Annotated in this window: 15 protein-coding genes; 4 read left to right on the top strand and 11 right to left on the bottom strand. The window is 54.7% G+C overall.

Annotation, left to right across the window (positions count from 1 at the left end; all coding sequences use genetic code 11):
- Positions 1 to 97 precede the first annotated feature (97 nt).
- Positions 98 to 1,570 carry a 4-hydroxy-3-polyprenylbenzoate decarboxylase gene (gene ubiD, locus U740_RS03440; RefSeq protein ID WP_036858977.1) on the top strand — a complete coding sequence of 491 codons (1,473 nt, stop codon included), beginning with the start codon at positions 98 to 100 and terminating at the stop codon, positions 1,568 to 1,570.
- 68 nt (positions 1,571 to 1,638) lie between these two features.
- Here ubiD and U740_RS03435 read toward each other — a convergent pair whose 3' ends face one another.
- Entirely contained in the window at positions 1,639 to 1,926 is a 288-nt protein-coding gene (locus U740_RS03435) for an encapsulin-associated ferritin-like protein (RefSeq protein WP_036858975.1), read from the bottom strand.
- A gap of 146 nt (positions 1,927 to 2,072) precedes the next feature.
- Positions 2,073 to 3,266 (bottom strand): carboxynorspermidine decarboxylase, encoded by a 1,194-nt coding sequence (nspC, locus tag U740_RS03430; RefSeq protein WP_407674687.1) that lies wholly within the window; start codon positions 3,264 to 3,266, stop codon positions 2,073 to 2,075.
- A 328-nt stretch (positions 3,267 to 3,594) separates the two neighbouring features.
- On the opposite strand from nspC, the gene U740_RS03425 reads away from it, so the two are divergent.
- Both U740_RS03425 and U740_RS11780 read left to right on the top strand, forming a co-directional pair.
- Entirely contained in the window at positions 3,595 to 5,736 is a 2,142-nt protein-coding gene (locus tag U740_RS03425; RefSeq protein ID WP_160172037.1) for a CHASE domain-containing protein, read from the top strand.
- Complete coding sequence (locus U740_RS11780) at positions 5,733 to 9,296, top strand: EAL domain-containing protein (protein WP_051921174.1); 3,564 nt, start codon at positions 5,733 to 5,735, stop codon at positions 9,294 to 9,296. The genes U740_RS03425 and U740_RS11780 overlap by 4 nt, the downstream gene beginning before the upstream one ends.
- Before the next feature lie 33 nt (positions 9,297 to 9,329).
- Here the strand turns inward: U740_RS11780 and U740_RS03415 are convergent, their stop codons facing one another.
- The 3 genes from U740_RS03415 to U740_RS03405 all read right to left on the bottom strand — a co-directional run bounded on the left by U740_RS03415 (position 9,330) and on the right by U740_RS03405 (position 14,756).
- A complete protein-coding gene (locus U740_RS03415; protein WP_268745573.1) occupies positions 9,330 to 10,544 on the bottom strand; it encodes a saccharopine dehydrogenase family protein in 1,215 nt (404 codons plus the stop codon).
- 97 nt (positions 10,545 to 10,641) lie between these two features.
- A complete protein-coding gene (gene speA, locus U740_RS03410) occupies positions 10,642 to 12,561 on the bottom strand; it encodes a biosynthetic arginine decarboxylase (RefSeq protein WP_036861165.1) in 1,920 nt (639 codons plus the stop codon).
- A 293-nt stretch (positions 12,562 to 12,854) separates the two neighbouring features.
- Positions 12,855 to 14,756 carry a beta-ketoacyl synthase gene (locus tag U740_RS03405; protein ID WP_036858970.1) on the bottom strand — a complete coding sequence of 634 codons (1,902 nt, stop codon included), beginning with the start codon at positions 14,754 to 14,756 and terminating at the stop codon, positions 12,855 to 12,857.
- Between the two features lie 59 nt (positions 14,757 to 14,815).
- On the opposite strand from U740_RS03405, the gene U740_RS03400 reads away from it, so the two are divergent.
- Complete coding sequence (locus U740_RS03400; RefSeq protein WP_235189807.1) at positions 14,816 to 15,865, top strand: GlxA family transcriptional regulator; 1,050 nt, start codon at positions 14,816 to 14,818, stop codon at positions 15,863 to 15,865.
- 39 nt (positions 15,866 to 15,904) lie between these two features.
- Here the strand turns inward: U740_RS03400 and U740_RS03395 are convergent, their stop codons facing one another.
- From U740_RS03395 to U740_RS03370, 6 genes are all read right to left on the bottom strand, one after another.
- The gene (locus tag U740_RS03395) at positions 15,905 to 16,321 is read right to left on the bottom strand and encodes a MaoC family dehydratase (RefSeq protein WP_051921173.1); all 417 of its coding nucleotides are present in this window, start codon (positions 16,319 to 16,321) and stop codon (positions 15,905 to 15,907) included.
- A 34-nt stretch (positions 16,322 to 16,355) separates the two neighbouring features.
- Positions 16,356 to 17,171: a poly(3-hydroxyalkanoate) depolymerase gene (gene phaZ, locus U740_RS03390; RefSeq protein ID WP_200877031.1), complete on the bottom strand. Its 816-nt coding sequence runs from the start codon at positions 17,169 to 17,171 to the stop codon at positions 16,356 to 16,358.
- A gap of 19 nt (positions 17,172 to 17,190) precedes the next feature.
- The gene (locus U740_RS03385) at positions 17,191 to 18,891 is read right to left on the bottom strand and encodes a PHA/PHB synthase family protein (protein WP_036858969.1); all 1,701 of its coding nucleotides are present in this window, start codon (positions 18,889 to 18,891) and stop codon (positions 17,191 to 17,193) included.
- Positions 18,892 to 19,084: 193 nt separating this feature from the next.
- Complete coding sequence (locus tag U740_RS03380; RefSeq protein ID WP_051921172.1) at positions 19,085 to 19,564, bottom strand: chemotaxis protein CheW; 480 nt, start codon at positions 19,562 to 19,564, stop codon at positions 19,085 to 19,087.
- Positions 19,565 to 19,649: 85 nt separating this feature from the next.
- Complete coding sequence (locus U740_RS03375) at positions 19,650 to 25,442, bottom strand: hybrid sensor histidine kinase/response regulator (protein ID WP_036858967.1); 5,793 nt, start codon at positions 25,440 to 25,442, stop codon at positions 19,650 to 19,652.
- Positions 25,443 to 26,264 carry a CheR family methyltransferase gene (locus tag U740_RS03370; RefSeq protein WP_160172036.1) on the bottom strand — a complete coding sequence of 274 codons (822 nt, stop codon included), beginning with the start codon at positions 26,262 to 26,264 and terminating at the stop codon, positions 25,443 to 25,445.
- Between the last annotated feature and the right edge of the window lie 6 nt (positions 26,265 to 26,270).

Raw genomic sequence — 26,270 nt, 5'->3', positions numbered from 1 at the left:
GTATTGCATCTACCCCGAGGGGCCGCATGGCATTACAGTGATTGCATTCGCCAACCGTTGTCGTAACACTTGCCGGAGTTATTGTTCAGGCACACTTATGAAATATACCGACCTGCGAGAATTCATTCAGTTTCTGGAACAACGCGGTGAGCTTAAGCGCATCTCCGCAGAAATCGATCCCTATCTGGAAATGACCGAAATCTGTGACCGAACCCTGCGGGCTGGCGGCCCCGCCCTGTTATTCGAAAATCCCAGGGGCTTTGACATCCCGGTGCTGGGCAACCTGTTTGGCACACCGGAACGGGTCGCCATGGGTATGGGCCAGGAGAATGTCGCCGCCCTGCGCGAGGTCGGCGAACTGCTGGCCTTTCTGCGGGAACCGGAACCGCCAAAAGGCGTTAGGGATCTCTGGGAGAAACGCCATAAATTCAAACCCATCCTCAATATGCCCGCCAAGGTGGTGAAAAATGCACCCTGCCAGGAAGTCATTATTGAGGACGCCGAGGTGGATCTTGGCAAACTGCCCATCCAGACCTGCTGGCCCGGGGATGCAGGCCCACTGATCACCTGGCCCCTGGTCATTACCAGAGGACCGGAAAAAGAGCGCCAGAATCTCGGCATCTACCGGCAGCAGGTAATCGGCAAAAACAAGTTGATCATGCGCTGGCTGTCCCACCGCGGCGGCGCGCTGGACTTCCGCGACTGGCAACTGGCGCATCCGGGGGAACCCTTCCCGGTAGCCGTCGCCCTGGGCGCGGACCCGGCGACCATTCTGGGCGCTGTCACCCCGGTGCCGGATACCCTGTCCGAATACGCGTTTGCCGGACTGCTGCGCGGTGAGAAAACCCGCGTGGTCAAGTGCCTGGGCAGCAACCTTCAGGTCCCCGCCAGCGCGGAATTCATTCTCGAGGGTTATCTCTATCCCGATGAAATGGCCGACGAGGGGCCCTTTGGTGACCACACCGGTTACTACAATGAAGTGGACCGGTTTCCGGTGTTCACCGTGGAGCGCATCACCCATCGCCGCGACCCCATCTATCACAGCACTTACACCGGCAGACCACCGGATGAGCCGGCCATTCTCGGCGTGGCACTGAACGAGGTGTTCGTGCCCATTCTGAAAAAACAGTTTCCGGAAATTGTCGACTTTTATCTGCCACCGGAGGGTTGCTCCTACCGGATGGCCGTGGTCACCATGAAAAAACAGTATCCGGGGCATGCCAAGCGCGTGATGATGGGAGTATGGTCATTTTTGCGGCAGTTCATGTACACCAAATTCGTGGTGGTCACCGATGATGATATCAATGCGAGGGACTGGCAGGATGTGATCTGGGCCATGACGACCCGGATGGATCCGCGACGGGATACGGTGATTATCGACAACACCCCTATCGATTACCTGGATTTTGCATCGCCGGTCTCAGGACTTGGCTCAAAAATCGGTTTCGATGCCACCAACAAATTTCCTGGCGAAACCCATCGCGAATGGGGTCGGCCCATCACCATGGAGCCCGCCGTCAAGAACAGAATCGACGAGATCTGGGACTCTTTGGGAATTGAGGGAAATTAATCCTGTCACGGGTGTCGGAACAGATGGCCGCAGCGCACCTCTTCCGACACTCACTCACCTTTTCTCATTTACTTGTGGGCAATGGGTTTTTCAGTAAACAGGTAATCTTTCAGTTCGTGATCAAAGGTCGGATCCTGACGGCGAATCCATTCCAGCACCATCGCGGCGTGCTCTTTCTCCTCATCGCGATTGTGAGCCAGAATGGCTTGCAGCTCGGGGTCCTTACAGGCATCCACTCGCTGGTTGTACCAGTCAACAGCCTCCAGTTCCTCCATCAATGAGGTGATGGCACGGTGCATATCCCTTGTTTTATCGGTCAATTCGTTAATGGGTTCGTGGTAACCTTCATTGGCCATATTGGCATCTCCTGTGTGGGTCTGATTCAATGATGTCTGTGATTAATCTGTGTGGCCGACAATCAATCTAGCGACTGCCAGCGGCTAAATCAAATGGAGGGGCCGATTTTCGGCAAGCACAGCCCTGCCCCCCATAATACCCCCGATCAGCTCAGGCGTTGTCTGAAATCCTCATAACCAAATTGACGAATCACCCGCAACTGGTCGGTTTCCGGGTTCCACAGGGCAATCGAGGGCAAATTGATGCCATTGAAGGTCGTCGTTTTGACCATGGTGTAATGGCTCATATCATCAAAGACCAGTCGCCGCCCCACTTCGAGAGGTGACGCAAAGCTGTAATCGCCAATCACATCCCCCGCCAGACAGGTCATGCCACCAAGCCGATAATTGTGGGCCAATTCACCGGGCAACCCGGCACCGATGACGGTTGGACGGTAGGGCATCTCCAGAATATCCGGCATGTGGCAGGTGGCAGAGGTATCGAGGATTGCCTGGGCCATGTCGTTCCAGGCCAGATCCAGCACCTCGGTGACCAGCACCCCGGTGTGGATCGCGACCGCTTCGCCGGGCTCGAGAAATACCTGCACCTGGTAGCGGGCGCTGAAATCCCTGATCAGCTCGATCAACTCATCCACCTGATAACCCGGCTCGGTAATGTGGTGGCCGCCACCAAAGTTCACCCACTCCATCTGCGGTAGCAGGTGTCCGAATTTCTCCTCTACCGCCACCAGAGTCCGCTTCAGGGGTTCCACATCCTGTTCACAGAGGGTATGAAAATGCAGCCCGGTAATACCCTCCAGAGATTGCCCTTCAAACTGTGACAGGGGAATACCCAGTCGGGAACAGGGGGCACAGGGATCATAGATGGGCACATCGCCCTCGGAGTGCTGTGGGTTGATACGCAGACCAAAGCGCAAATGGGGACGGGCTATTCTGGCTTCCTGTATCAGCGGTTGAAAACGCTGCCATTGGCCGAACGAATTGAACACCACATGGTCGGCCAGCTTGAGAATTTCCCGCAGATCCCGTTCCGTATAGGCCGCAGAAAACACATGTACCTCGCCGCCGTACTCCTCGCGGCCGAGTCTTGCCTCATGCAAGCCACTGGCACAGGTGCCAGACAGGTATTTGGCTACCAGCGGCGCCAATCGCCAAAGTGAAAAGGCTTTCAACGCCGCCAGCACTTTGGCGCCACTTTCTTCCTGTACCCGATGCAGAATTTTAAGATTTCGCTCCACCGCCAATTCATCCACCACGAAACAGGGCGAAGGCACCCTATCGGGGTCAAATGTTTCCAGCGCGTTTTGTGCAACTACCGTTATTGCGTTATTACCTGTCAAAAATCAAACTCCTGTGTTCGACGCAAACTGTCGTCCGGCTTTCACCACCAGGCAGCATCACACTGGGACCACCCCATGGGGGGGGTCATTATACGTCTTTCAAAACCGGGAAACCGCCTACGACAAACACAACAGCCATCGTCCACCCAATCTTTGAACTACGGCCAGCTTACCGCCGGTGCTACAACCATGTCCGCAGAGCCATAAATGGATTCTATATAACCACACTGGTACTGCTAAACTGTGTCCTAGTGAAGATACAGCCTGCTGACGCTGGCTTATACTTCGCATGTTTACGGATTATCGCCCATTGACAAGATATTTCGCTATGGATGCAACTAAGCCTCAAATGGGTAACCAAGGCAGGGAGTCCTCCCTAAACCACCCTCTGCCGACACCAATCCAGTCACTTCAATGGGTCGGCTTCAACGCCGCAGTGGCGTTGCTCTACTTCATCACGGCCAAAGCATCACTGCTCATTTATCTGTCCGCAGGGCCCGCCTCTCCCATCTGGCTTCCCGCCGGCCTCACTGTTGCCGCATTATTAATCGGCGGGCGGCGCCTGTGGCCCGGTGTATTTCTGGGCGCTTTTCTGTCAGACCCGATGCTGACACCAACTGCCGCAGGAGCCATTGCCGCCAGCGGCTATGCTGCAGGCGTAACGGTACAGGCACTGCTAGGCGCAACCCTGGCAAGAGCTTACCTTGATCGCCAGGCGCTATCGGTTATACCCGGTCGCGAGTGGCATTTTCTGTTCTCGGCAGGCCCCTTGGCCTGCCTTATATCACCGACTATTGGCGCCTCATCCCGCTACCTGCTGGGCATGCTGCCCGCCGAAAATGTGGCCCAGCAATGGCTGGTGTGGTGGGCAGGGGACTCCATCGGGGTAGTGCTGTTTGCCCCCTTGGTGCTGCTGCTCTGGCCAAACAGTCAACCCGGAGCCAGACCACGTTACCGGTTTCTGTTGCCACTGCTAATGACCACGATACTATTAGTGAGCGGCAGCCTCACGCTGTCGCGCCTAGAACTGGCAGAGGCCGAGGCGAACCTTTCCCGGCAGGTCAAAACACTCACAGATCTGAGCTTCCGCACTCTGAACGAAAAAATTTTACCGCTGCATGCCATAGAATCTTTTTTCTCGGCGAGTGAACAGGTAACCGAAGAAGAGTTTCTTCGATTCAGCAGCCATATCTCAAATCAGCCACATTTTGTTCGGGTAGACTGGGCGCCAAGGGTTGCTGCCAATCAACGACAGGTATTTGAAACCGGAATGCGCAAGCAGCACACTGAATTTGCCATCAGCACCGTAGATAAGGATTGGCAAAAAATCAGCGCGCCGGCAGGGGATGACTATTACCCAGTCAAATTTAGCGCCCTGCCAGAAGGTGCTGCTTTCAACCCATTAGGGCTCGACCATGGTCAGTTTGATGATCGCCGTCGGGCGATCAACACCGCCATTCGCTCAGGGGAGGCAACCGCCCGGATCGTCGATCTGCACCCCTCTCTCACCGGCGTTCTGGTTTTGTTTATCCCTGTGTTTGAGCCAGCGGCCGAGGCACTGTCCAACCGGAAAGGTTCGGTAATGGGCTTTGTGATCGGCATCATTGATTTCAGACAGCTGTTTCTGCCACTGGATCTCGCTGTCCGGGCAAATCAATTGCATTATCAGGTTACCGGCTTTTCGAACAGCGGCAGCAAAACTCTAATAGCCGGGGCTTTGCCCACCGACACCCCCCCAGGATGGAGCCACAGTATCCGCGTGGCTGACCAGATATGGCAACTGGAAATGGCGGTGGGGAAAGATGCCATCAGCCATGCAGTGCGCTGGAGTTTTATCGGTTTCTCCCTGGTGGCAGGATTGCTGGTTTCTTTCGCTGTACTCAGTAGCAGAGCCTATCAGCTGGTGAATTATCAACATCACCAGGCCATGCATAACAACAGAGAACTGCTGAATGCAATTATTGAAAGTGCCGGTGATCAGGTCGTCGCGGTGGATACCGAATTCAAACTCACCGCATTCAACCCAGCGTATGCCGAATTCGTTCAGCAAGTGTTTGAGATAACACCAGAGGTAGGCCAGCTTATCGATAGTGTTCAACCCAAAGTCGGTGTCGACATGGAGTATGCCAGTGATATTCGCAGTAATATCAAGAAAGCCCTGGCGGGGACGTCCGTCAAGACCAGCAAAAAAGTCACTCTGGCCGGTCAGGTGAGAGTGTTTGAAGTAAGCTATAACCCCATATTCAGCACCGATGGCATCATCATCGGTGCCACCCGAATTGCCCGGGACGTTACATCACAGCGGGAACTTGAGGCCGGCCTCAAGCGACGACTCGATGAGTTGCGCCGCTGGCAAAAAGCCACACTTGGCAGAGAGTCCCGCACACTCGAACTAAAGCGCGAGGTTAATCAACTGCTTTTACGTATGGGCAAAGCACCCCGCTACGATGACCGGGACGAAACACCATGAGTGAGGCCTTTCTGCCACTCCTGCAAAATACAACCCTGTTACTCGCGGTGGTGCTGCTTTATGACATGAGCCGATCACTGCATCCACCCATCAGGCCATCCCTCAACCATATTGTGGTTGGCCTGATCATGGGCACCATCGCTGCTGCCCTGATGCTGTCGCCCTTCACCTTTGCACCGGGTATCCAGTTTGACACACGTTCAGTGCTGATCTTGCTGACAGGCCTTTTTTTTGGTGCCCTGCCGACCATCGTTACTGTGACAATCGCCTCGCTCTTCCGGCTTTATCAGGGCGGGGCCGGTGCCTGGACTGGCGTCGCGGTGATTCTCGCCTCCGGCACACTGGGCCTGCTGTGGCGACACTTAAGGGCCAGCTCACAGACCACGCTGGGCTGGGCAGAGCTGTACAGTCTTGGCATTGTGGCGCATGTCCTCATGTTGGCGTTGATGCTGACCCTGCCCGGTGATCAGGCAAGTGCAGTACTGGCGATTATCACCCTTCCCGTAATACTGATTTATCCGATTGCGACCGTACTGCTGGGCCTGCTGATGGCAAAGCGGCTGCGACAGGAGCAGAGCGCCAGCCGCCTGGAAGAGAATGAAGAACGGCTCCGACTGGCATTGTCTGCGGCGGGGCTGGGGCTGGTAGACATTGATTTACAAAGCGGCGGACTGGTTGTCAACGAGGGTTACAACCGGATTCTGGGACGCAGTCTAGACCAATCCCATGAAACACTCAGCGGTGCCCTTGCCTGTATCCACCCCGATGACAGACAACACACTCTGGATACCTTTCGGCACTACCTGAATAACAGTGCGCGCAAACAACCCGGCGAGCTCTATCAGGAATTTCGCATCCGGGATAATGCCGAAAACTGGATCTGGGTCGCGTCACTCAGCAAGCTGGTGGCATGGGATGATAGAGGAGTCCCATCCCGCATGCTGGCCACCCTCACCAATATCAATCCGAGGAAGGAGTTTGAACAGGGCCTTGAGACTGCCCATCGGGAGACGACCCGCCTGCTCCATGAGTCAACCCAGGCACGACTGGCATTGCTGGGAGTACTGGAGGATCATAAGGCTGCCGAACGGGCACTGAGGGAGAGCGAAAGGGCGCTCAATGAAGTCAGCCGTATCGCCCTGGTAGGTGGCTGGGAATACGATTGCGATTCAGAAATTATGCAATGGACGGAGCAAACCTGTGAAAATTTCGGCGTTGCAAACAATATCGCTCCCAGCTTTTCGTTGATCTTTTCGCTGCTTGAGACCGCCGATCGTAACACCCTGAAGGAGTCGCTGGAAGGGTGCCTCAACGAGGGAAAACCCATCGATCTCGAGCTTTCCATCCTCAGGGACAGGCAGGTTATCTGGCTGCGATTTGTCGCCAAGGCCGCCCGGAACAAGCTGCATCGTGTCACCCGGCTGAGGGGTACTGTACAGGATATTACCCAGCGGAAGCTGGCCATCGAAAAGCAACAGCAGAGCTATAACCTGCTGATGAAGCTGGCCGCCCAGGTACCCGGCATGATCTTCCAGTTTCAACTGTTTCCCGACGGCACCAGTGCGATTCCGTGGTGCAGCCCGGCTATCAGTAACATTCTAGGGCTTGAAGCCGCCGACGTGGCAGATGATGCTTCGGCAGCGTTCGATCGCATTGATCCCGATGATGTCACCCGTCTGCGAACCCAGATACGTATTTCAGCCGAAGAGCTCTGCCCACTGCATACGGAATTCCGGGTCCTGTTGCCGGAACAGATAACCGAGTGGCGGCTATGCGATGCCATTCCGGAGAGGCTCAGCGACGGCAGTACACTCTGGCACGGGATCATCACTGATATCCATAGCCGCAAGGAAAACGAGGAAGCCCTGAAGCTGGCAGGTCTGGTCTACCAGAACAGTAATGAAGCCATGATGGTCACCGACCCGGTCGGCACCATTATTGATGTTAACCAGACCTTCACCACCATGACCGGCTATTCCCTCCAGAATGTTGTTGGCCAAAACCCCAGTATTTTGCGCTCCGGCAAGCATCCAACGAGTTTTTATGCGCGTATGTGGAAGTCCCTGGAAACCACTGGGCACTGGGAAGGGGAGTTGTGGAACAAACGAAAAAGTGGCGAAATTTTTGCCGAATGGCTTTCCATCAACGCTGTCTATAACCCCGACGGATCGGTTCATCGCTGGGTCGCACAGTTCTCCGACATCACGGAAAAGAAAGCCAATGAACAACTCATTTGGGAACAGGCCAACTTTGACCCATTAACCGAGTTGCCCAACCGCCGGATGTTTTACGATCGCCTGGGACAGGAAATCAAAAAAGCTCACCGCTCGGCATTGTCGATGGCCGTGCTGTTTATCGATCTTGATCATTTCAAGGAGGTCAACGATACCCTGGGCCACGAAAAAGGCGATCAGCTACTGGTTGAAGCCGCCAGCAGAATTGGTCACTGTATACGCGAGACCGATACCGTGGCCAGGCTCGGTGGTGATGAGTTCATTATCATTCTCAGCGAACTGAAAGAGCGCTCAACCATTGAACGGGTATTGACCGGCTTGCTCACACGCCTTTCCGAGCCCTATCAACTTGACAGTGATGTCGCGTTTGTCAGCGCCAGTATCGGTGTTACTCTTTATCCCGAGGATGCTACCGATATTGAGGGGCTACTGAAAAACGCTGACCAGGCCATGTACGCAGCCAAAAAAGAAGGGCGCAACGGCTACCAATACTTTACCCAGTCCATGCAGGAATCCGCCCTCAAGCGGATGCGTATCGTCAACGACCTCAGGATGGGGCTGGAAAAGCTCGAATTATGGGTCGCCTATCAGCCGATCATCAATTTGCGAACCGGCGACATTCACAAGGCCGAAGCTCTGATGCGCTGGCAACATCCCATTGAGGGATTAATCGGCCCTGATACCTTTATCCCGATAGCCGAGGAAACCGGCCTGATTCATCTGATTGGCCATCGCCTGTTCGAAGATGTCGCGGTGATGTCTCAATCCCTGCGCGAGAATTTCCATCCGGAATTCCAGATCAGTATGAATGTCTCACCCGTACAACTGAATAACCGCAGTAAAAACGTGTTTCAACTTTGGCGTGAATCGATGTTTGATCTGGGTCTGCCGGGACAGGCAGTGGTGCTGGAAATTACCGAGGGTTTACTGCTTGAGCAGCGCACCATTGTTACCGAGCAGCTGCTGGCCTTCCGGGATGCCGGTATTCAGGTAGCCCTGGATGATTTTGGCACCGGCTACTCGTCACTGTCCTATTTGAAAAAATTTGATATTGATTACCTGAAAATTGACAAGAGCTTTGTCAGCAATCTGCAGCTCGGCAGTGAAGACCTGGCCCTGTGCGAGGCCATTATTGTGATGGCCCACAAGCTGGGCATAGAAGTCATTGCCGAGGGGGTGGAAACCGGCGAACAGCGGGACCTGCTGACAGCCGCCGGTTGTGACTATGCCCAGGGCTACCTGTTTGCCAAACCCATGGCCGGGGATTCCTTTAAGGCCCATTTGCTGGCGGCGCAAACATCACCCGCAACAAAGCAGTTGCCCTGAAACCCCGGAAGGAAAGTAGCTCCAACACTGCAATCAGGACTGGTAGTCCTCAATCACGGTCCACGGCAACCCGTATCTATTCATGTCCGCCATAAAGGGGTCGGGATCCAGCTGCTCCAGATTCCATACCCCCGGCTGCAACCATTTACCCTCCAGCATCATCTTGGCACCGATCATCGCCGGTACCCCGGTGGTGTAGGAGATCGCCTGGGATTGAACCTCGGCATAACATTCCTGATGATCGCAGATGTTATAGAGATAAACGGTTTTCGACTCGCCGTCCTTGACACCTGTGACCACGCACCCGATGCATGTCTTGCCTTTGGTGCGCGGGCCGAGGCTGGCCGGATCGGGCAGCAGGCGCTTGAGAAACTGGATCGGCACGATCTGCTGGCCGTTGAAGTCCACCGGCTCGATGCCGGTCATACCCACGTTACCGAGCACCTCCAGATGCTTCAGGTAGCTCTCGCCAAAGCTCATCCAGAACTGCGCACGCTTCAGGCTGGGGAAATTTTTCACCAGCGATTCCAGCTCTTCGTGGTACATGCGATAGATATTGTAAGTACCCACGCCGTCCGGACAGGTGAAGGACTGCCTAGTGGACATCGCCGGAGTGGTGACGAACTCGCCGTTTTCCCAGTGGCGACACTCGGCGGTCACTTCGCGGATGTTGATCTCCGGGTTGAAGTTGGTGGCAAACGGATAGCCGTGATCGCCACCGTTGACGTCGATAATGTCCAGGGTGTGAATTTCATCGAAGTAGTGCTTGGCGATGTAGGCGGTAAACACGTTGGTGGCGCCGGGATCGAACCCGGAACCAAGCAGCGCCATCAGCCCCGCCTGTTTAAATTTGTCCTGATAGGCCCACTGCCAGCTGTACTCGAACCTGGCGGTATCCAGCGGCTCGTAGTTGGCTGTATCCAGGTAATTGACCCCCGCTTCCAGACAGGCGTCCATGATAGTCAGGTCCTGGTAGGGTAGCGCCACGTTGATCACCAGATCCGGTTTGACGCGATTGATCAGCGCCACCAGCTCCGGCACATTGTCCGCATCTACCTGTGCGGTCTCAATGGAGCGATCAAGCTGCGAGGCAATGTGCCGACATTTCGCTTCGGTGCGACTGGCGAGGACTATCTCCTCAAAGACATCCGGCAACTGGGCGCACTTGTGGGTCACAACGCCACCGACCCCACCGGCACCGATAATGAGTACTTTTGCCATGCTTAACTCCTCAACCTTTTTTGCCAGTAGGCAAACAGATTATCTTTCTCAGAACCAACGCTATTTGTGAAAACGGAGTGGCGTCACGCCACGATCAGTCGGGCTTAAAACAATTCCGACCTTATCAGTCCCGCTCAAAATAGGTATAGCCATTCAAGCTGTTACTGAAAGTCTTTAACATCCGCTGGCGCTCGGCCACACTGATACTGCCAGAACGCACAGCGGTCTCCGCACAGATACGAAATTTCTCATACAACTCCTTGGGGTTATATTCCACGTAACTGAGCACATCGCCGATGGTATCGCCCTGAATTTCCTCAACAAATTCAAACTGTCCCTCGCCATCAATGCGAACACTCACCACATGGGTATCACCGAACAGATTGTGCAGATCTCCCAGGGTTTCCTGGTAGGCACCCACCAGAAACACACCGAGGTAATATTCTTCGCCCTCTTTGAGGTCGTGCAGTGGCAGGGTACGCGTTTCACCGTCAGCATTGGCAAACAAATCGAGTTTGCCGTCGGAATCACAGGTCAGGTCAGCAATAATCGCCTTGTTGGTAGGCGCTTCGGTCAACCGATGTATCGGCATCACCGGGAAAATCTGGTCGATTGCCCAGGAATCCGGCAGCGACTGAAACAGACTGAAATTCCCGTAATAAATGTCAGCGAGCGCCTCATCCAGATTAGCCAGCTCTGGCGGAATGCGGCGCAGCGATGGCAACAACAGGCGAGTGCGCTGTAACACTTCCAAATACAGGTTTTCCGCCAGGGCGAGTTCGCGCAGTTGCACCTGACCCTGACGAAACATGCGACGCATATCCTCCCGGTAGTGGGCCGCGTCATTACAACACTCCTGAAGATTAGTGTCGTTCAGCGACTGCAGGGTTGCCCAGAGATTATCGAGCGATTCAGTACAGTCCTCTGGCAGCTGGTCGGGAATACCGTTGGACTTGAAGTAACTCACATCGAGAATATTGAACAGCAGTACTGAGGAGTAGGCCACCGTGGCCCGTCCCGATTCGGTAATCAGAGTGGGGTGCGGAATATCGCTGTTGTTGAGTGCCTCGGTGATGGTTTCCACGATATCGACACAGTACTCCTCCAGAGAGTAGTTTTTGCTGTGGGTTTCGTTGGTGCGAGCACCGGTGTAATCTACCGCCAGACCGCCACCGAGGTCGAGATGGCCCAGTGGGGCACCTTCCTTCACCAGATCCACATAGTAGCGACAGGCTTCCTGGACACCGTCGCGAATATTGCGAATATTCGGGATCTGGGAGCCAATGTGATAATGCATCAGTTGCAGGCAGTGCAGCATCTCTGCTTCGCGCAACCGATCCAGCACATCAACCAGCTGCGTCACAGTGAGGCCAAACAGTGAGCGGTCACCGCTGTCTTCAAACCAGTGACCCTCAACCTTGGCAGCCAGCTTCAGACGTACACCAATCAAAGGCTCGATACCGAGGCGTTTGCTCTGTTCGAGAATAATTCCCAGCTCAGAGGGAGTCTCGATCACAAAGAAACATTTCAGGCCCAGCTTTCTGGCGTGCAGGCCAAGCTGGATAAATTCTGCATCCTTGTACCCATTACAAATGATACAGGCCTCACGATCCTGCAGATGTGACATGGCGATAATCAGTTCCGCCTTGCTACCGGCCTCAAGGCCGTGATGATACTGACTGCCAAACTTGGCAATCTCTTCCACCACATGGCACTGCTGATTGACCTTGATGGGAAAGACACCGCGGTACTCGCCCTGGTAATTCATTTGGCGGATGGCTTCGGCAAAACTTTCGTTGAGATATGTGATCCGCTGGTCGAGCAGATTTTCAATCCGCAACAACACCGGCATGGCATGGCCGCGCTGTTCCAGACCCGCGACAATATCTAGCAGGGAAATTTGGTGAGAGCGCCCGTTGTGAGGAGCAATAACCGTTATTTCACCCTTTTCTGAGAGACCAAAGTACCCGGCACCCCAGTCGTTGACGCCATAGAGACTCGCCGAATCCACAATGGACCAGCTATGGCCTTGATGATCATTCAAGATAACCACTCCGACATAGTTATAATTCTGTATAACCGCCGAACATAACCAGAATATGTCAATATCATTCCAGCTACCCTCTGACAGAACATTGAAGCACGGTATCAATGGCGCTGGCGGGTCCGCCAGGTAAACGCGCCATCACGATCAGCCGGGCTGGCTAGCGCCACTTTCACCAAAAAGCACCGTGAGAGAAGGCCATTCTAAAGGAGACGACTTTAAATTCCGAATGAACTTTTAAGCGCGGTCATGAGCACGTTATCCATCGGGCATCGCAAATAGTGATGCAGGCCCTAGCTCATGTCTGCCCAGGGGTTTGACTTGTCGAATATCACTGCGTTGGCAAAACCCGGCATGGTCAGCCCATCACGGCTGAACTGAATGGCGCTGTCATCAATGACTTGTTCACCAAACCGGTAAATCACATCAAGCTCTGCCCGATCTGCCCGCAACTCATAGTCCGTTGCCCGCTGGCGGGTCTGCTCAAGGCGCGAACGGTAATCAGTCATTGCCGCACCATAACGACGGCTCAACATATCCTCGACCTTGCGGGGGGATATGACCACAGCCGTTGCATTATTGCCACCAAAACCCTTGGAGTTAATCAGCGCCAGATCCATGCCCCGCTCCTTGACATCCCTGTCCTGCAAAGGGAACGAAGTATGGGTTTGGCAAACGTCGGCGGCAACGCGGTCAATTGTTTTGATGCCCGGAATCAACTGATATTTGAACGTGCCCAACGCCGACATCAACTGATCGCCACTGGCTGAAGCGATCGTATGACCAACATAGGCCTTGACCGCTGCCACCGGCCAGTCACTGATCCCGAAAGCGGCAGCGACCCGATTGAAAATTTCTGATTCAGTAATGCGATTGGCAGGGGTGCTGGAACCGTGGGCATGAATGAAGCTGTTGTGCTTAACCGTGTCTTCACCGAGGATTGCCACTGCCGATGCAACGGCCTTGGCAAACGATACATAATTGCCGGCACCGGGTGCGGAAATGGATTTTTTCAGGCCATCGGCATTGATAAAGACCTCGGGCACGGCTCCGTGAATGTCAGCACCCAGCTCCACAGCCAGCGCGTCGTCCATCAACACCACAAACTGCGCTCCCTCCGCCAGAGTGAAACCACAGTTTTCGCCGAAAGGTCGACTGGCTCGCCGCCAATCGGGCAGGCTGGAACCGTCGAGCTTGCAAAGCCCTTCGTCGGTGCCCAGCGCACCCATATTGGTAAAACCTTCAAATATCTCAGGTGTCAGACTGGCTTCGGCATTGCCCACCACCGCAACACGACGCCGACCACTGCGTATATCCCGCACAGCCGCCTGTAGCACATAGAGAAAGGAGGCACAGGCTCCCGTAATCGCCTCGGTATGCCCCACACTGCCCAGCACATAGGCATTTATAAAATCTGCCGGCATGGTATTGAGTCCCAGAGCCAGCTGCTTGGAGGAGGTGCGCTCACTGCGCAAACGACTTTGCAATAATCCGCCAAAACCCTCCGGGGCCAGCTGTCCAAACACACTGGAGCCATAGACACCAATTTCGTCCGGGTGAACAGCGGCGACTATCTGCTCCCAGGGGACACCGACGGAGTGAATCGCATCGCTGGCGCCCAGCAATGCCAGTTGCAACCCTCGCGGATGAAATCTCGAACTGTACTGGGCTGCGGGATCAAAACCGGAGGGTAACTGGCCGGCCGCCTTGGCCAGTTGCTCGGTCTGCACCGGCACCAGAAATTCTCCGGTATCACGAGAGTGTATTTCAAAACTGCCGTCTTCGAGAGGACGTACGTTCCAGTGCCCGGGAATCTGTGCCGGCATATCCCGGCGGCTCAGGGTAAACCTTACACCGCCTTCATCGTGTTGCTGCATTTTTACACGTTTATGGCCAGTGATTTCTTCTGGATTGTAGATTGCGTTTTCCAGGCGGCGGATCAGAGTTCCAGCCATGACCTGATCAGCAAAGGTCGAGGCCACGGCAGCCGCATCATAGGATTGTCCGGACTGGTCACGGTACGAACTACCATCCCATCTCACCAACCCCATAAGACAGGCCAGACCCACCAGTGTCTTATTGCGCTCAACGGGGGACAGGGACTCAACTACCGTTCGGCGGAAACCCTGGTGTGAAGAGCTTCGCCCAGCGGCGTTGTAGCCACCAAAACCGACAATAACAGGTAAAGCTTGCATGTTGAGCTACATCCAGTTGAATTTATAGATGCAGTCTATCAGGCATTTCGGGTTGATTTTTGTCTGTTATAGCCATATATTTTTCCATTATGGCCAAAGAAACGATTAATCCACCACCACCACTGCGGGTTTGCACCCTGCTTTACAACAATTTGCTGACTACCAGCGCCACCTTGCCGGTGGAAATGCTGCGCACTGCCGAGGCAGCAGACCGGGCAGCTAACCCCAACAACACCCGCAGCATTGTAGCGACCACCCTGTCCATTGATGATCAGCCGATCACCTCGCCCTCGGGCTTCGCCATTAGCCCCTCGGCGACGATTGACGAGATAGACCACTGCGACATAATCAGCCTGCCCGCACTGTGGCGGAACCCACGGCCTGCCCTGAAAAAATACAGCAACTATATCCCCTGGTTACAACATCAGGTAAAGGAGGGCGCCACCGTCATCGCAGTGGGCACAGGCGTGTGCTTTCTGGCAGAGGCGGGCCTGCTGGATCAGCAACCGGCCACCACCCACTGGCATTATTTTGATCAGTTTCAGCGCGACTACCCACTGGTAGCACTGAAGAGACAGTACTTCATAACCCAGGCCGGCAATCTTTACTGCGCAGCCAGCGTCAACGCCATGGCAGAGCTGATGGTACATCTGGTGGCCAGATTGTACGGTCGCCAGGCGGCCACACAGGTGGAGCGCAACTTCTTTCACGAAATTCGCAGCTCCTTTGAGCCCACCAGCTATTTCTCTGACAATGTGGAACACCACCCCGATGAACAGGTGGTACAGGCACAAATCTGGTTTGAGGATAATTTCAGCAAGCCCATCAGGATTGGCGACGTAGCAAAACAGTTCGGTTTCAGTATGCGCACGTTTGACCGCCGCTTCAAAAATGCACTGGGCCAGACGCCCCTGAAGTACCTGCAGCGTACCAGACTCAACAATGCCAGGGAGTTACTGCAGAAATCCAATCTGTCTGTAGCCGAAGTGGCCGCCCACTCCGGTTACCAGGATGCTGCGGCATTCAGTAAAATATTTCATCGTCAATTTGGCACATCACCGATGAAATACCGCGAGACCGTTCGGGGCAAACTGTTTACCGCGCATTGACTGAGGAGTACCACTGCCCCGGCCGGGCTCAGATTGACATCATAGAATATAGAGCAACCACTCAGCAGCCATGGCAGGCTTTTCAACTCCCTGGATTTCAATGCCAATCTCCACGGTCAACAGCCGATTTTTGCCCTTTGGCTCGTCGGATAAAACCTGCCAGTTGAGACGAATGCGACTGCCGACCGGAACCGGCGAAATAAAACGCAGGTCATTGACCCCATAGTTGATCACTGTCGCGTCGCCAATAATGGCCAGCAGGTCGTCCAGCATCATATGGGGCACCATGGAGAGGTAGAGAAAGCCATGGGCAATGGTTTTACCAAACGGTCCTTCTGCGGCTCGCTGCTGATCCACGTGCAGGTACTGATGGTCGTGGGTCGCATCGGCAAACTGGTTGATCTGGGCCTGGGTAATTTCAAACCAGTCAGACTGGCCACTGATGGGTTGTATCATGAAAACATTCCAGTGAGAGTGGGGAATGACGGTGCTATCGGTCGAGAAATTCCCGGATCGCCGGGGCAACCGTATCCGGCATGGTGAGCATGAACAAATGGCCACAGTTCATCAGCCACAGCTCGGCGTTGGGGATGCGGCTGGCGAGAACCTTCGCGTTAACCGGTGGAATGATCGGGTCATCGGCACCATGAACAATCAGGGTTGGCATGGTGATTTTGTGTAGCCAGTGCAGGCTCGACCATATCGCCAGCGCCAGCAACTGATAATAGTAACCGCGCGAACTGGTAGTCTGCACCCGGGAAGCATGCTTTTCCACCTGGGCCGGATCAGTGCGCATTTTACCGCCATAGAGATCACCGGCGATACGGGACATGTATTTTTTGTCCAGATAGCGGCGTGGACTGATCATTTTTGCCAGGATGGATGGATGCCCCGGAAACATTGCTGAACCGCAACTCGTCGCACAGAGCACCAGCTTTCTGCAGCGTTCGGGATACTGGCGGGCAAATTGCTGGGCCAGTGTGCCACCCCAGGAGAGCCCCAGCACGTCCACCAGCCGATATCCCAACTGATCGAGAATTTTTACGGTCAGCTTTGCATAGGTATGCAACCGCCAGGGCAACACGGGGGCCTCCGATTTCCCCGCCCCCGGAACATCAAAAATAATCACCTCACAGCCCGGCATGGCCGCAATGAAACCTTCCAGAACCTCCAGACTGGCACCGATGCCGTTCAGTAACAACAGGGGTTTACTCCGAACATCACTGCCCCGCCTGATAGCAACACGGACATTCAACCCCATGACCGTCAACCAGTAGATCTGTAACCCGCTGGTTTTCACGCTCACCAGATGTTCCTCAATGTTTTCAGCCGAAGACATAAGTGCCGGGGGCATCCTCCATGGGTTTGAAGTGCCTGCTGCCCAACACCTTCGGTGCAGCTTTTCGCACCCCGGAGCGGGCCCGAAGCCAGTCGGACCAGTCGGTCCACCAGGAACCCGCAAACTGTTCAGCCCCCTCGAGCCACTCATCGGCATTATCTGGCAGGCTTTCATTACTGAAGTAACGCGCTCTGATATTGGTGGGGGGATTGACCAGACTCTGAATATGACCACTGGAACTGAGCACAAACTTGATATTTCCCCCAACAATCCGGGTGGTCTTGTAGCAGACTTTCCAGGGCGTAATATGGTCGGATAACCCGGCAGTTACATACTTGTCGCAATCCAGCGCGGCCAAATCAATGGTCACGCCATTGATTTTCATCTCTCCGGCTTCCAAGGTATTGTGCTCATAAATATCCAGGAAGTCACAGTGGAGCTCTGCAGGCAAATTGGTTGAATCGCTGTTCCAGAAAAGGATATCAAAGGCCGGCGGCGCCTCACCCATCAAATAGTTGTTGATGTGATAATTCCAGACCAGATCATTGGGGCGCATCCAGCTGAACACCCGGCCGAGTTCAGCACCCTCCAGAATCCCCCTTTCCCGCGATTTGAGCCGCGCAGCCTGTAGGGATGCCGGCGTAGTGAAGACCCCCAGCTCCATTTCCCGGGAGTTCATGCTGAGCATACAGACAGACAGACTCAGGGAATGCACCAGATCGCGGCCAGACTGCTTGAGGTAGGAGGACAGAATTGAAGCCGTGATACCGCCAGCACAAGCCCCGACCACGTTGAGAGATTGACTCCGGGTGATTGCGAGGATGGCATCGACAGCTTCGATGGCTGCCTCTATGTATTCAGGCATCCCCCAGTGTGCCTGTTCCTCCGAAGGGTTTCTCCAGCTGATCGCAAATACCTGAAATCCCTGGTCGAGGCAAAAGCGAAAAAAGCTTTTTTCCTCATTCAGATCGTAGATGTAAAACTTGTTGATCTGGGGAGGGATGATCAGTAGCGGCCTGCGAAACACCCGGGCAGTACGCGGCTTGTATTGGATCAGCTCCAGTATCTCATTGCGAAAAACGACAACACCCTCTGTCGTCGCCAGATTACCACCCACCCGAAATTGGCTTTTATCCACCTGGGCAGGCATACCGTTGTTGTCTTTCAGGTCGTGAGCATAGTTCTTCAGCCCTTTCAGCAAACTGCTGCCGCGGGTTTCAATCGCTTTTCTGAGTGCTTTTGGATTACCCAACAGGAAGTTGGTGGGAGCCATGGACGTGATCAGCATCTCTTTGACGAAACGGGCCCGTCGCTCTTCCATTCCCTCCAGGCCAAGGTCATCCACCAGTTCATCCAATGACTCCTCCCAGGCAAAATAGGCCTGCTTGAGCTTGTGATAAAGCTTGTTTTCATCCCAGGAAGGATCAGCAAAACGCCGGTCATTCTTGTGACCTTCGTACTTGTCCGTGCCTTTGAGAATATCTGTCACCTTGCCGGCGAACCGCTTGCTGTAGCGCAACACCTTGGAAGGCTGTGCCGCCGTTTGCTTAACTGTTTTCTTGACGGCCGTCTTGAGGTCCTCCGTACTGACGCCAACCAGCGGATTGAGTGATACTGTCATCTCAATTGCTTTGGCCAGAAGCTCCTCGTGCTTTTCGGCAACCGTTCTTTTACGCTCTTTGGACACTATTGGACCCTCGAAAAAGTCACTTGGAGGCAGGGAGGGAACACCGAATTTATCTACTCTACCACCAGCACCAGAGGTACGCATAGTAAGGATTTGCTCATCTGCCCGGGGCAAAGGGCGCGGACAGGGCCCGATGCTGCGTGACGGTCAGAACTAAAACACCTGAAAACGGGACACAATACCCCGCCTGCTGCTAAAGCACTTTTGTGAGCAGCAGTTCAATTTTATCCAGATCGGGGATCAATGCCTGCTGCTCTCTGACATTAACCATCATCAGAACACAGGGTGGCAGCTCCGGCAGGGAAGCCTGCTGCAGCAGGCCATCGTCTGCTAACCTGATCAAGTGCGGAAAATTCTGGATTTGCAGGGCATAAAATTGGCTCAGACCGTCCGGCAGTATGCGGTATAACACCAGCGCCATCGCCCGGTCACCCAACATCGCCCGCTCGCCCCCAACCAGTGATTCAAAGGAAATCAGTGGAATACGTTCTGTTCGCCAGCTTATCCAGCCCTGCAACCAGGGGGGTTGTTGGTCGTCCCGTTGACAGTCAACCTGCTGCACGATCTCGGCAACCGCCGCCATGGGAAGCAGCAGGCGGTGACCGCTGAGCGACACAAGCAGGCTATCCACCTCATCGGCCAACAACGGGTTATCGACAACCGGTTTGCTCACCGCTTGCCCTCCTCAACAGTTATAGCTTTTTCTGGGGCAAATACTCCCGTAGGCACGCCTATTATCCGGATAGAAAACAGCACAATTATTCTCCTGATTCGGTTGCTACGGGCATGAGAGCGGCCATGGCTTTCAATAGCTCCTGCTCCTGATAGGGCTTGCCCATGTAGTGCTCGACACCCAGGGAGAAAGCCCTTTCCCGATGCTTTTTACCCGACCTTGAGGTAATCATGATAATCGGTATTTGTTTCAGCTCGCTGCTGCCCTTGACTCGACGCGCCACTTCAAAGCCATCCATACGCGGCATTTCGATATCCAGCAGCATAAGATCCGGCCTGTGCTCCTGAAGCAAGGTCATCGCCTCAAGGCCATCTCTCGCAGTAATCACGGAAAAGCCTTCCCGAAGCAAAAACCGGCTGGTCACTTTGCGCACCGTCACAGAATCATCCACGACCATTACAGTGGCAACAGGAGACGATGTCTCGGGCTCACCGATTTCTTCACTGTCTGCGACAGATGTGGTCATCAAGCGGCTGCGCAACAGCGCCAACAGATCCAGAATGACCACAACCCGCCCATCCCCCATCACCGTGGCACCCGTCAACCCCGGCACTTTGCTCAGCTGTATACCAAGACTTTTCACCACAATTTCCATGCTACCCGCCAGTCCATCTACCTGTATGGCGAAATGGCGGGTTTCAGTATGCACCAGAATCAGGAATACCGACTGGCTTTCCATATCCAGTTTCGGGGTTGAGCGATGGTGTAAAAGGCTATCCAGATAGAGTACTTCATAGTACTCGCCAGCATATTCGAGACGTGCCTCAGGATAGAGATAGTAGTATTCAAGCTCCACCGGGCTGACTCGGACGACACCATCCACGCTACTCAGGGAAAGCGCATACAAATCGTTACCCATCTCAATCATCAGCGCTCTGTTGACCGACACTGTAAACGGCAAACGTACAATAAATCGGGTACCCTTGCCGGGGTCGGTGACGACCTGCACAGATCCTCCCAGTTCGCGTACCTGGCTGTTGACCACGTCCATGCCCACACCGCGACCGGAAACCTGGGTTACTTTGTTCGATGTGGAAAATCCCGGCTGAAAAATAAACTCGATGACGTCCTGATCATCCAGTGGACTGTCCTCGGGAATCAAACCCTGCTCAATCGCCCGATGGCGAATGGCTTCGACATTAAGCCCCCGGCCGTCATCGGACAACAGCAGGAGAATATCGCCGGCCTCTCTGGCCAATCCCACAGAAATCACCCCGGTTTCCGGTTTTCCGGCAGCAAGGCGGTCTGCTGCAGACTCAATCCCGTGGTCAATGGAATTGCGAATCATATGTTCCAGTGGGGCCAGCATCTGCTCCATGACAGAGCGGTCCATCTCACCGTCTATGTTGATCAACTGCAGTTCAACTTTCTTCCCCACCTCATCACTGACCTGCCTGACCATCCGGCGCAACCTGGGCACAATCCGGCTGAACGGCACCATCCGGGTACGCATCAACCGCTCCTGAAGATCCGTGTTGATACGCGACTGAATCAACAGCTGCCCCTCGGCAGACCTGGCCTTGTCCGCCAACGTTTCCTTCAGATCCTGAATATCGTACGCGGACTCCAGCAACGCCTGTGACAGTTGCTGTAATTGGGAATAACGGTCCATTTCAAGTGAGTCAAAACCCTCCGGAGGTTGCATCGCCTCCATTTGTTCCTGCCGGAACATCATGTGCGCTTCTGTTTCGACGCCAATACGCCGAACCTGATCACGGAGGCGGGTGATGGTGGAACCCATTTCATCGAGCGTAACCGAAAAATCACTGATCTCACGCTCTACCCGGCCCCGTGAGATACTGGTTTCACCGGCCAGATTCACCAGACTCTCCAGTAGCGGGGCTGACACTTTGACCATTTCCGTGGATGCAGCCGCTGGGCGCTGAGGAGGAGTAATGCCGGGTATTTCAGTGAGACTGGCCCGTAGCTGGGCAGGAATTTGACTGATCCCGGGTGATTCCCCCACGACAACCGTCTTCTCTACCAGCTCGACTACCGGTTCAGCCGGTGGCGCACCCTCACTGTCATTGCCGAGCAATACTTTGGCTGCCACCAGTGCCGACTGGAGCTGATCCTGCTTATGCAGCCACCGGCTGAACATCCCCTCGTCCAGCTGATCGCGCTGATGTTCGACGTCGAGGATGTCGGTTTCAAAATCATGGCTCAACTCACCTAGCTGCTGCAGCCCGGCCATTCTGGCACCGCCCTTGAGCGTGTGTAGCGATCGCTTGAGTGACTCCACTGCCTCACGACTCTGCCAATCCTGTTGCCAGTCCTGCAGACAGCGATCAATGTCTTCCAGCAGCTCATTGGCCTCTTCGATAAAGATCTCAAGAATTTCCAGATCGATCTTTTCACGATCAAGCGGCACAATTTCCAGCGCCGGGAGGTCCCTGCTTTCAGCGACATCTGACTCAACAGGGACCACTACAGGTGAGACAGAATCCACCCCTGGTTCTGGTTCTGGTTCTGGTTCTGGTTCTGGTTCTGGTTCTGGTTCTGGTTCTGGTTCTGGTTCTGGTTCTGGTTCTGGTTCTGGTTCTGGTTCTGGTTCTGGTGAGGTTACCCCAGGCATTTCCTCATCGGAGGCCACCGCAGAGGATAAATCACCGGCCTCTGCCGGGGATGACTGACCCGGTACATGCACCTCTGCCTCTGTTGGACGAGACAGGGACTCCAACCGCTGTAGCAAGGCATTTTGGGGGTTCGGCAAGTCCTGATTGGCGGCCACGGCATCCACCATCGACAACAACAGCTCATGCCCCTCGGCTGCAGTATCCAGAAGTTCATCAGAAGGGGATCGACGCATCTCCACGAGCCGTCGATAGAACTGACTCAATGCTGCTGCCAGCTCCTGCATACCCGGCATTCCCGCACGACCAGCCGCAGGGGCCAACCCTTCCAGCTCATCCTGCAAACCTGTCAGCAAACTGAATTCCTCGGGTTGATCCTGCCATTGCCTGAGGTACTGGTCTGCGTCAAGCAGGCGCTGCATGCCATCGGTCATCAGCAGATTGAGGAAATCGGGATCAACCTTTAGGGATGGTCTTGTCTCATCACTGAGAATAGCGGACATGGTTTGCTCGCGCAGTGCCGCCAGCTGCTCGAGAAACACGGGGAGCTCAGGAATACTTTCCACCCGCTGCAACTCATGGACAGACGAGAGTGACAGTGCGCAATAACTCGCGCCATCATCAAGCAGGTTGACAATATCGTCTGTCACTTCGAGATGATAGTTGTACAGTTCCTTGATAAAATGTTCCAGTGGCGCGACAAGGTCGCCAATGGGTTCAATCCCGGCCATTCGGGCACTGCCCTTCAGTGTGTGCAGGGCGCTCTGCAGTGCACTGGTGGGCGGAGAATAAACCGGGGCCTGCTGACGCTGCTCCAGCACAAAATGTTTGATTACATCGAGATATTCCACTGCCTCTTCGGCAAAGATTTCCAGTAACTCAAGATCTTTTGCGTTCGGCACCAACGGATGATCGCCATCAACGTCCGGCACTGCACCTGCACCTGCACCTGCACCCGCAACCGCAACCGCAACCGCAACCGCAACCGCAACCGCATTGTCACCCACCATTGCCGGGGAAGGTTCCTTTGCGTCACTGTCGTGACAATCATCAACGCTATCGGGCAGGGCCGTTTCTTCACCCCTGGCCAGCGCCTCTGCTGCAATTACCAGCTGGGCAACATACTCGGGGCGGCTGTAATCAGTTTGTTCAGAAAAGGCTTCGGCCAGATCAGGCAGCACATCCTTGGTCAGTCCGACAACCGCCATCAGGGTCGGGGTAATGGCTACTCTTTTTTCAATCAATCGGTTAAGCAGATGCTCGACCGCCCAGGCTATGCCGGCGACCTGATCTGCACCCACCATGCGCCCACCCCCCTTGAGGGTATGGAAGGCCCGGCGCATCTCAATCACCGGCTGCTCTGCGTTGGGTGAATCAACCCATTGTTGATAGGTATCGTCGAGCGTCGCCAGCACCTCAGTCACTTCTTCCAGAAAAACATCAATGATTTCCCGGTCGACCGCATCAGCTTCTGGCTGCCCATCATCCTGTGACGCCCCTGAAGGCAGGTGTTCAGTCAAGGGCTCAACATCGGCATCATGGTGAGTGCCCCTCCCCGCATCAAGCGAGTAACCAAGGCGGGCAATACTCTGTTCGGCCAAATCGAGAATGGATTGCTCTGCTTCTCGGTCCTGCTGATCGAGCACTTCCAGATAGTATTCGATGCCGGTGATTGCCTCAGCCAGGGCATCAAGCATATTCCAGTTGGGCACACTCCGGGCAGACAACACCTGTTCATCGAGAAATCGGTTGCAGGCATCGAGAACCGTCACTGCTCGGGGTAGCTCGAGCATCAAGAGCGCCCCCCGCACATCCGCAACCAGCTGGGATAGCCCATCAAGCTTGTCCCGCCGCCATTGCGAGGCAATAAAATCGACAATGATCTCTTTGACCTGATCGAGCGTATGCCTGGCCTCTGCCAGCAATGCCGCCTGGGCACGGTTCACTTCAACCTGCATCTCCTGACCGGCAGCACCACCCTCAATCAGCTGCTTGTTGAGCTCCAACCAGCCATGCAAACCGGTTTGCGCCTCCACCAGACAATTGGCCACGGCCGCTGGATGTGGAGAGTCCACCGACGGGTCAGCAATAAACAGTTGCAGCTGAGCTAGAGCCTCCTCCAGCAACTCGCGCTGCCTTGGCCGACCCAACATGGTCACGGCATCAACCAGTTTTTTCAGCTGATTTCCGGATTCATCAAGCAGTGCCGGTCGAGTATCACTTTCCTCGACCAACCGGGACAGACATTCCTTAAACTGCTCAATGTCCTGATCCAGCGCCGACACAATCAGCCGGGCGGCATCGGGTGCGTAAACAGGTGATAGACCGTCTTCGGTATCCTCTATGGTGACATCGCTGGGCAGTGACTGATCAAGACGGTAATCCTCCCGGACTGCAATAGCTCTGGGGCCCTTGCTGCGGGCAAAGGCGATATAAAACAACAGGTTTTTAAACAGTACCTCTGGCAGTGGCTGAGTTAACCCGTCATAGCCCGCCTGCGCCAGTCGACGGATTTCACCCTCCAGCTCTCTCAATAACATCTTCAGGGCATAGCCAAGCGGAATATCCCGGCCGGCGATGCCTTCAAGCAGTGCCAGTACGACATTCCACAGTGGTTCCCGTGGCATCCCCTTGCTCAGCTCCTTGAGCCGTGAGAAGACCTTGTCCAGGTAGCTGAAGTTTTCCTCAATTTTTTCCCCTTTGAGCAACCCCAGTAGCGCGTACTGATACATTTGCCGTAATTTGCGCAGCAGGTTGGCCATGACCACCGGGTCAGGTTGACGGTCATACGGTTTGCTGAGCCGCCGGGATGCTTCAATATGGGGCGAGAAGAAAGAAGTTTCCGAGATCAACGGTTCACCTCTGACCGCCCGAAACTCATTTAGCAGAAGCAGTAATGACTCCGGGTTGTCCCGACGGGTAGCCATCACCTGTCGCAGATAATTCGGCAGCTTCAGCATGGCCTGAACCAGGACATCACAACCATCGGCCACAGCCGTTATTCGCCGCTCGAGTATACGGTCAGCAAGTACCTCCATCTCCTCGGCCAACAGCAAAGGGCCATAACAGTCAGCGACTTTCAGGGATCCCTTTATCTGGTGAATGTAGTCAACACAATGGCGAATACTTGCGGTATCAGTTGAGTCCGCCAAAAAAGACTCTAACGCCTCACAGGCGAGCTTCAAGGTGGCATCGACCTCATCGGCAAGCCATGTCAGCCCCTGCAATCTTCCGGTCAGCGCCATTTAATGCCCCCGCGCCGGGTTGGGAGAGCGCCGATAGGCGAGCACAGCGGGATCAAAACGGTCCCGTAGCAGCATTTTCGGTGGCGTGCCAAAAAACTCACCGGGAGCAAGAATCAGACGACCAGCCGGTTTGAGGGCGCCCGCCAATTTCTCCAGTAACATTTTTCTGCGTGTTGGTGCGACATATACCAGCAGGTTCTGACAGAAAATGACATCGAAGGTTTTGCCTGGTAGAGAATCGAGCAGATTATGCCGGGCGAAAACAATGTGCTTTTTGAGGGTCGCCCTGACGCGCAGGAATTTATCACCCGCTGATTCGAACCAGGCGTGCTGCATGGCATTGAGATGCCTCAGGCGGCTCCGCGGGTATTCGCCGCGCCTGGCGATATCCAGAACCGACCGAGACAGGTCCGTGGCCAACAAGCGAAACGGGGAAGATAATTTACCTGCCTGACAGAGTTGCTCTGAAAGCATTGCCAGCGAATAAGCCTCCTCACCACTGGCACAACCGACGCTCCACAGACTAAACCCGGACGGCGGTTCCGATTGAGGACCAGACTCGGGAACATCTGAACCACCCGATAGCACACTTGCCACATAATTAAATGAAGGAGGATGACGAAAAAACCGTGTTTCCTTGATCAACAGGCGATCCACCAGAGCTTGCAGGCTCTCCCCGCTATCCTCGGGCTGCCGGGAAAAAGACTGGTGTTCAACCATTCGGCGACGGGCAAAGTCCGCCCAGCAATCACTGACTGCTATACCGCTGTGTGATTCAACCAAACGGCACCAATGTCTGAATTTTCGCTCAGTCAATTCCATGGCGGG

Source organism: Porticoccus hydrocarbonoclasticus MCTG13d (genome assembly GCF_000744735.1).
Lineage (GTDB): Bacteria > Pseudomonadota > Gammaproteobacteria > Pseudomonadales > Porticoccaceae > Porticoccus > Porticoccus hydrocarbonoclasticus.
This window is presented reverse-complemented; position numbering and strand designations above follow the sequence as displayed.